Source organism: Dyadobacter sp., from assembly GCF_051859145.1.
Taxonomy (GTDB): Bacteria; Bacteroidota; Bacteroidia; order Cytophagales; family Spirosomataceae; genus Dyadobacter.
In genome coordinates, this window is sequence record NZ_JBHYGF010000529.1 from 1 (window position 1) to 1,914 (window position 1,914).

The 1,914-nt window shown below is 46.2% G+C and carries 1 pseudogene; it reads left to right on the top strand.

Features of this window, described 5'->3' with window-relative positions:
* Positions 1-1,914: pseudogene (locus tag ACTIE6_RS23380) on the top strand (hypothetical protein); the annotation flags it as partial.

Consider the following 1,914-nt stretch of genomic DNA (forward strand, 5'->3'; position numbering starts at 1 on the left):
GGACCTTTCGCAATCTCGGGTAGAAGTGGCTTACACGGGTGATCAGGTGGGTTTTCGCAAGAAACTGGTGAAAGATATCAGCTTGTTGTTTGTGTATGATATGCTTTACGGAGGCAATATGAAAGAGGCGCTGCAAAGCTCGCTTCTATTGACGCTCCCTGAATGGTTTATGTCAGGTACCGCCGCTTACATTGCCGACGGCTGGTCTCCCGAGCTTAACGATTATATGCGGGATTTCTTTAAAAACAGGAATGTAAGAAAGCCGACTTTAATGACCGGAAACGATGCAACGCTGATCGGTCAGTCTATCTGGAATTACATTGCCGAGCGTTACGGAAAAGACAAAATCTCGGATATTCTTAACCTGACGCGCATTATTCGTACGGAACAAACCAGCATTACGAGTACTTTGGGCGTACCATCTTACAATCGCTTCTTACGCGACTGGCGCGCCTACTACCTCAATCAGAATAAAAACGCAGAACAGTTCTACGCCGAGCCGAGTCCATCCTGGAAGTACAAGCTCAATGAATTCATTGTTTCGGATGCTACGGCGGTTATTAAAATTTCGCCGGACAAAAAATTCACGGCTGTCAGCGAGATTAAAAATGGCAGATATCGCGTGTATCTGTTTGATAGCGAAACGCGCTCAAAGAAGATTATCCGTCAGGGGAAACTGGATCTGATCGGTGGAAGGGCTAAGACGCAACCGCCGCTGCTGGCTTGGTTCAGGAACAATCAGTTGGCTGTTCTTGCCTCTGAAAACGAGCGTAAGAACCTGTACGTGTATGAAAACCTGGGTACCAAGAAAGTGAAGATCAAGCTGAGAAGAAACATCAGAGGTTTGGATCAGATTATGGATATGGACATTTCCCAGGATGGTACCATGCTGGCTGTAAGTGCGGATAAGGGTGGACAAAACGATTTGTTCCTGATCAGCGTGGCGCGTGCCTCGCCGCTCGCATTGACCAGTGACCTTTACGATGACCTGTCGCCAAGGTTTGTCCAGGGTTCGTCAAGGAAAGTGGTATTTTCATCCAACCGGCCGGTCGATTCAGTGGGAACTGGTGATAAGGGAAGCTACAAATCGATTTCGACATCTTATACTATTTTCGAACACGACGGTACTCCCAAGTCGGCCAATATGGTGAAGCTAGTGCAGGGCGATGGGAAATCGAAGTTAATGCCAGTATATGCTGACGCAAATGACCTGGTTTACCTTTCAAATGGAAAAGGGGTAAATAACCTTTTCAAATACAACAGAGCGTCGTCTTCCATTTCGCAGCTGACGAACCATATTCAGAATATCCGCAATGCGGACGTCAATTTGAAATCGGGTGGTGCATTGGCTTACACGTATCTGAACGACGGGTACTATGTAGCTGCTTACAAGAATGCATTTGATCTGAATAACACCATCAATACGCCCGCACTCACAGGTTCTGCCGGACAGGTTAGTGCTGCAAATGCAGGTGCAAAGGCGGATTCTGTAAAGACAGGTGCACAACAGGCGATTGAAACGCCGAAGCTTGCATTGAAAGAGGGAGAAGTTGATACAGATAATTACGAGTTTGATGAAGATGTTTTGAAAGCATTTGAATCAAAACGCAACAGAGGTACATTCCCTACTACGCCGAGCGCACTGACGCGGACGAGAGCCACGCGTGAGAATATTGCTATCAAAGGTCCTACTTCCTACAAAGGATTGTTCATCACCAACGATGCCAATTCCGACTGGCGCATTGATCCGATCCGTGGTTTTGGATTTGCACAATCCATTTCAATGAATGATCTGCTTGAAAACCACGTAATCAAAGCAGGGTTGTTCATTTCCTCTAATTTCCGGAACAGTGATTTGTTTGCTGAATATTCGAACAATACTTACCGCATTGACTTCGGTGTAAGATTTGACAG